The 6105-nt window shown below is 39.3% G+C and carries 6 protein-coding genes and 1 pseudogene; 4 read left to right on the top strand and 3 right to left on the bottom strand.

What is annotated here, in order from left to right:
- Positions 1-197: 197 nt before the first annotated feature.
- Positions 198-884, bottom strand: a complete 687-nt coding sequence (locus LC608_RS35950) for a class I SAM-dependent methyltransferase (RefSeq protein ID WP_229558068.1) — start codon at positions 882-884, stop codon at positions 198-200.
- A 93-nt stretch (positions 885-977) separates the two neighbouring features.
- On the opposite strand from LC608_RS35950, the pseudogene LC608_RS35955 reads away from it, so the two are divergent.
- A pseudogene (locus LC608_RS35955) lies at positions 978-1251 on the top strand (HU family DNA-binding protein).
- A gap of 615 nt (positions 1252-1866) precedes the next feature.
- Positions 1867-2019, top strand: a complete 153-nt coding sequence (locus tag LC608_RS35960) for a ribbon-helix-helix protein, CopG family (RefSeq protein WP_229558073.1) — start codon at positions 1867-1869, stop codon at positions 2017-2019.
- A 225-nt stretch (positions 2020-2244) separates the two neighbouring features.
- Here LC608_RS35960 and LC608_RS35965 read toward each other — a convergent pair whose 3' ends face one another.
- Together LC608_RS35965 and LC608_RS35970 are read right to left on the bottom strand one after the other, a co-directional pair.
- A complete protein-coding gene (locus LC608_RS35965; protein ID WP_229558069.1) occupies positions 2245-2442 on the bottom strand; it encodes a DUF2811 domain-containing protein in 198 nt (65 codons plus the stop codon).
- Between the two features lie 645 nt (positions 2443-3087).
- Positions 3088-3279 carry a hypothetical protein gene (locus LC608_RS35970; protein ID WP_229558070.1) on the bottom strand — a complete coding sequence of 64 codons (192 nt, stop codon included), beginning with the start codon at positions 3277-3279 and terminating at the stop codon, positions 3088-3090.
- A gap of 506 nt (positions 3280-3785) precedes the next feature.
- Here LC608_RS35970 and LC608_RS35975 point away from each other — a divergent pair.
- Positions 3786-4991, top strand: a complete 1206-nt coding sequence (locus LC608_RS35975; RefSeq protein WP_229558071.1) for an AIPR family protein — start codon at positions 3786-3788, stop codon at positions 4989-4991.
- Between the two features lie 164 nt (positions 4992-5155).
- Positions 5156-5596, top strand: a complete 441-nt coding sequence (gene cynS / locus LC608_RS35980) for a cyanase (protein ID WP_229558072.1) — start codon at positions 5156-5158, stop codon at positions 5594-5596.
- The last annotated feature ends 509 nt before the right edge of the window (positions 5597-6105 follow it).

Consider the following 6105-nt stretch of genomic DNA (forward strand, 5'->3'; position numbering starts at 1 on the left):
ACTACAACTAAGCCACGTAAACAACAACCAGAATCTGCTTAATATTGCCGATTTTCATGCCTGAAGCCTGCTTGTTTTAAACTCAGCGTTCCTGGGTCGTTTTTTGCTGCTTAGTCTAAACTCCAGTGAGTTAATTTGGTTCCAAAAAAAATACAAAAGGAGTGACCGACTAATTGATTATCTCCCCCAACTGCAATCTAAGCCAATGATGATCTTTGATATTCAATTCGCACTTGCTTAACATCAAATTGTTCAGACTCTTGGTATACAGTTTTTTTTACTTCCTGTAATCCTAAACTTTCAAACTGTTTGAATTCTAATTCTGATAACGGCCAAGGTGGTCCACTTGGTTCTGCTTCTGTATCCCGAACACGAGAAATCAACAAAAGTACGCCACTAGGAGCCACGACAGAGGCAACCGAAGAAATAGCGCTAGAACGCACATTTAACGGCAAAGCTTGAATGTTACGGCACTCAAACACAAAGTCAAACCCAAGCTGCCATTGTGCTGTCAGGGCGAATAAATCTGCAACTACGTAGTTGACCGAAGAATCAGGAAACCGTTGATGACACCAAGCGATTGCAGTCGCAGAAATATCAAAAGCCGTTACCTCAAAACCTAGTTTTGCCAAAGCTTCAGCATCATCGCCTAAACCACAACCGATGATTAACGCCTTTTGTCCTTTAACAAACGGTTGATGATGAGCCAACCATTCTTGCAGATAAGGGTGAGGGGATAACTTGGCCCAAGGAATTTGTGTTGTATCGCCCTGAGCTTCGGCATACAAAACTTCAAACCAAGCTGATGGCTCTGCTTTTTGTAGCGCTTCGTTAGCTAACTGTTGAACATGAAGCTGTAAATTTTGAGGTTGTTGTTCAAACATAAAATACTATTAATGGCTATACGGTAAAGTGTCGCTATCTCCAATATCGATAACTTAAGATAACTAATTTTGCGTAAGGATTCAGGGTGATTTATGAACTCATGTAAACTAGTAGATGCTGTAGAGCGAAGCCCAACATCACAAAAAAGCAAGCTGAGGAGGGATTAGTGCTTTTTTAGAAGTTGTGACCGAGGCTGTAGCGAACGGGGAGAAGGTAACGCTCGTCAGATTTGGGTCATTCGAGTGACGCGAACGTTACTAGCGTGAAGGGCGTAATCCCAAAACCAATGAGCCAATGACAATTCCGGCTACTAGAGTTCCTGCGTTTTCTCCTGGAAAGCTGTTTCGAGAAAAAGTAGCACCTTAACCAATACAGATGTATTTACTTTACTAGTATCAACCTAATCATTGCAAAGCCAGGCAAGCTACTGAGTACTGCTGCTTACAAATGCATGATCTGACGCTGGCTGGTGATATGGAAATATCGAAGTTATCGGTTGTTGTATTACTGTTGGATTAAGGACAATGGATAGCGTGGGTTCCCGTTGAGGAAGCATTAGAGGGATTGCTGGGGAGCTAAAATGAGTTGTCTAGTTTAATCGTGTAGGCGCAGCCCGCCGTAGGCATCGCTTCCTCAATCGGCTTAATCTGTTCAACTCCGTGCTTTGGCAATGGATGCTGATGTATATCAAAATGCAAAAAAATGCTTTTTTAAGAAATGATAAAAACTTACTTGACCAGAGTACCTATTTTGTGTGGGAGTATTTTATCATTTCTTGATAATGTCTTAATAATTATTGGTTTTAAGGAGCTGGAACTTCATCCTCTAAAACAGACTTTACGTCTTCACTATTATTTAGAAAAACATATTAGTTTACTTCATCATCTCTTAAATTAAAAGCCAGTGGTAGCCCCATGTTAAAGAACATATTAAGTGATTGATATTAGAGAAGTAGTTGCTAAATCTAACTTTTCTAATATTATGAATAAAAAATGGGCTGCTAAACGACTTACAATCAATCTCACCTCAAGTGAAGCAGAGAAGCTGGAAAAATACTGTTCAAAGACTGGCAGACCAGCAACCGATGTGATCCGGGAATTAATTCGTTCTCTGACTACTGAAGATAAAGAGTAAAAACCTATGATTAAAGAAAAGTAGATTGGATAATATTTTCTACTTTAAAACATAAAACTAATTTGGTGGATTAACTAGCAAACTATTGAGCGATGATTATATGTATAGAAAGCGCTGGCAAAGATTTTTAGCTGGCATTTAATAAACCGGATATAAAACAAAGCCCTGGATTTTACCAGGGCTTTTTAAATTGAATTTTATTTAGTATGACTTCTACGGATAGCATTAGCCGCGACGAAACAGAGTTTCGAGATAAACTTGGGAAACACGGCGATCTCCATCAGCATTTTGCAGCAGAAACAGTGAGATAGCTGCGGTAATAAGCCGACGTTCATCCCAATCAGGATGTTTTTCTAAGTAGGTATTGAGAGATTGATGAAGGGTTTCAGGAAGATTAGTAAAGATGTTTTGGGTTGAGTTCATGTGATGAAAGCTTTAGAAGGAGCAAATCAATAGGGACAACAAAATAGAGGTGATACAGTGCAAGTACAGTTTCACCCATTCAATGCTAGCCGAACCACTGGCACTAACAACTGAATAGTTTTATACAGTTAATGTTACAGATAGGACAGACAACAAAGGCTAGTCGATTTATTGTGTGCTGATTGGCTTGGTTTGTCAATGTTGCAAAATGTTAAACATAAATATAGAAAAAATAAATAATTACGTGAAAACGAGGGTTAGAAGCAGGTTTTATTTACCTTACGTAACAATAACTCAGTAAAGCAAAATGATGACTACAGCCATGACAAAATCCACAGTGGGTGAACAGAAGCCGATTCTCTTGTAAAACAACTGTGGAAAACAGCAGAAATAGCTGTGGAAAGCCTGTGGAATCTGCTAGAAAAAGTAGAACTAATGATAAGAATTGCAAAAAGTGACAATGGGTAAGCTCTGCTATTGCCAGGAGCTGAAAACGCAATAGATTATTTGCAGCGTCATTGGTCTGTGAACTGCCATTACTTTGAACAATTTAATTCTCTCTAAAGGCTACGGGTGATAACTTTCCTGCTGGCGCGATGAGAGTACTTTTGCCACTGACGGTTGCCACCGAATGAATTAATCGCTTTACCGCTTTTGATAAATCCATTCACGCCCAGCTTTGGCTGCTGCTTCAGCACTATAGTAAATCGGATAGTCACCCAATACCGTGCCACCGGGGCTAACAATCCGAAACTGCCAGCATTTACACGGAGTGTAAAATACGACTAAAACACGAGAGTGAATACAGACAACTGAATGAATCTTGGTGGTAGTCATAGTACTGTGCGCTTGCGCTTTTGAATACTAGTAAAGCAGCCATTCTCGTAACGAAAATAGGTATAAATGCGTTTCAAGTGAAACTAACAGATCAAGCCGGCGTTATAGATGTTCTAGAAAACTTTTTCACATTAGCACTTTTTGCAACTAACTTAAGTATTAATAATAGTCTACCTTAAGTTAGTTTTTGCAGATATATACAGTAATTAGACTGTTATTTGATGGTTTCAAAGAGCTTTCCATAAAGAGAGTACCTAAAAATCAAAGGTTTTAAGTACTCTTTATCTAAACTAGGATTTAGGCACTGTACAAATTAAGCATAATGTTGGTGTGAATTTCGGCCTTTCAGATGTGTCAGTTCTACCGCAGGTTCAAATAATTTGACGGGAGCAGATGCTGAGATATGTTGTAGTCCAATCTCTAAAGGTACTGGGCGTTTTGAGAAATGCGATATTAGGGTCAGGGTTTTGGTTAACATAGAATTTCTAGTTCCGAAGAAATAAACTATGCCCAAGACTTGGAATATTAAAATAGATAACCATTTTCAAGCCAACCCTAATTGCATCATTGCCACCGCCCACGTAGACACCTTCCCGATAGACCTTCCCCTAGAACCGAACATCCGCGAACCGAACCGCAAAAGCGCGACCTACAGACAAATCTTCGACTCCCTGACGACCGAACCTGCAAAATTCTTTTCTCGCCACAGTGGAATTGTTTTGTCAGCCAATAAAGTTAAACCTACCAAAAACAAAACCGAGCTAGAACTGGAGATTTTAGAAGCTAACGAGGGGGGTAGCGATGGGATTATCAACGGTGGTCACACAGTTTTAGCCTTTGAGCAAGCGAAAAATTACAAATACGATTTAACCCAAGCCAGAGTAAAAGTTACGATTCACATCGGACTGACTGAAGAATCAGCCAAGGATATAGCCCTGGCTTCAAATACTACAACGCCAGTAGATTCTCGCTCCAAAGTCAACGCCAGGGGTGATTACAAATTTATCAAGCAGTATTTAGTCCAGTTAGAGAGAGCAGAAGATAGAAAATTCCGCATCGCTTATTACCAAAACCAAAGCGGCGCTCCCAGAAATGCCCAGTGTAATGTCACCCATTTGCTGAAGCTGCTTTACTGCCTCGACAGAAATAAATACAACCCCGACGGCAATAAACGAACCAAACACCCAGCAGGGATGAGTCTTCCAAGTAACATTACAGACGCAGAAACCGAAAGATTAACCGCCTTGCTGCCTCTGCTATCTCAAGCTCTGTGGATAGAGCAAAGACTCTACGAAATTATCCAAGACCATATCAGCAACCCCAGAAGAAAGGGTGCCAACGATTTAGCTTCAATAGATATACGTAAAACTACGTTATTGCCTGATAGCAAATACTCTTTCGGGTTTGGTGCGCCAACTGACCTCGCATTACCAATAATTGCATCTTATCGGGTATTTTTGGATAAGGACTATAAATGGATTCTGCCGTTTAATGAATTTGCTGAAGATTTCCTCCAACACTTGTGGACGAATTATTTCCGCAAATATTTGGTGTCGGAGAAAACAGCAGGGAATACAGTAGGTACAAAAATCAGCCGCAATCAAGAGATTTGGGAAAGTTTGTATATCTCTGCACAAAGTTATCTCAATTCTTCTTTGGTGAAAATGGTTAACTCCGGTAAATCTAAAGAATTAAAGCTGACACCAAGCTAAAAGTTAAAAAGAGCAAAGGAGCGGTAAATAATCGCTCTTATATTACTCTGGTCAAAAAAATCTTAGCGAAATTTTAAAAAAGAGACAGAAACTGGATTTTCAGCTTCATACGTTGAGTTAGTGTATGCTTGTTATGTATAAATCTAATTCTATTTTACGTTCAAATGTCTATTCCTGAAATTACCCAAAAACTTTTAACAGCCAAAGAGAAAAAGGGGCTGACTTTTGCAGAATTAGCAGAAGTTCTGCAATGTAACGAAGTATGGATTGCCTCTGTAATTTATCGCCAAGCGAGTGCTTCACCTGAAGAAGCAAAGTTATTAGTTGATACATTAGAGCTGGATATAGACGATGCTAAAGAGCTGAGTAAATATCCGATAAAAGGTAGTGATACTGTTGTTCCAACTGACCCTTTTATTTATCGGTTCTATGAAATTATGCAGGTGTATGGACTTCCACTAAAAGATATAGTTCAAGAAAAGTTTGGTGATGGAATTATGAGTGCTATTGATTTTACCTTGAATGTAGACAAGGAAGAAGACCCAAAGGGCGAACGCGTGAAAATTGTTATGTCAGGTAAATTTCTCCCTTACAAAAAATGGTAATTTTCTTGGGCGCAGATACTTTCAATTTAATTCCAAAGCGCCTGCAAGTGTTTGTTAATATACAGGTAGAATCGTTAGGATCTTAGCAGTCTAATCCCTCTCGATTCCATCTCCCCGAAATACCTATTGAGCCAAAATGACTATTACCTGCAAACTTCTTTTAGAAAATCACGCTTAAGATTACTTATTGCAGAAGTAGGGTAAAGGGATAGAATTTCCCCAAACCCAGTAACCTTTACTATGCACCCCAATATTTTGGCATTTGTTACTTTTGCAAGATGTTTACTAAGTAATAGGAAACGACCTCGCAACGCTGAGTAGAAAATAAACGCTTGGTAAAGAATGAGACTTGTCCCGATTAATAGCGAATGCAAGTATAGACTCAATACTGCTCGGTTAAGGAGAAATAGAGGGTAAAACAAAGAAAATAGTGTTCGCGAATTGTTTACGCGAACAAGATGATTGGACTTACTTTTTCTCTTTGAGGCTATCGTACAAGTCCACCCAAT

The organism is Nostoc sp. XA010 (genome assembly GCF_020829625.1).
Classification (GTDB): Bacteria; Cyanobacteriota; Cyanobacteriia; order Cyanobacteriales; family Nostocaceae; genus Nostoc.

Coding starts and splice junctions, on each gene's coding strand:
- cynS (WP_229558072.1), top strand. CDS start 5,156: ATGTCTATTCCTGAAATTACCCAAAAACTTTTAACAGCCAAAGAGAAA.
- LC608_RS35970 (WP_229558070.1), bottom strand. CDS start 3,279: ATGACTACCACCAAGATTCATTCAGTTGTCTGTATTCACTCTCGTGTT.
- LC608_RS35975 (WP_229558071.1), top strand. CDS start 3,786: ATGCCCAAGACTTGGAATATTAAAATAGATAACCATTTTCAAGCCAAC.
- LC608_RS35960 (WP_229558073.1), top strand. CDS start 1,867: ATGAATAAAAAATGGGCTGCTAAACGACTTACAATCAATCTCACCTCA.
- LC608_RS35950 (WP_229558068.1), bottom strand. CDS start 884: ATGTTTGAACAACAACCTCAAAATTTACAGCTTCATGTTCAACAGTTA.
- LC608_RS35965 (WP_229558069.1), bottom strand. CDS start 2,442: ATGAACTCAACCCAAAACATCTTTACTAATCTTCCTGAAACCCTTCAT.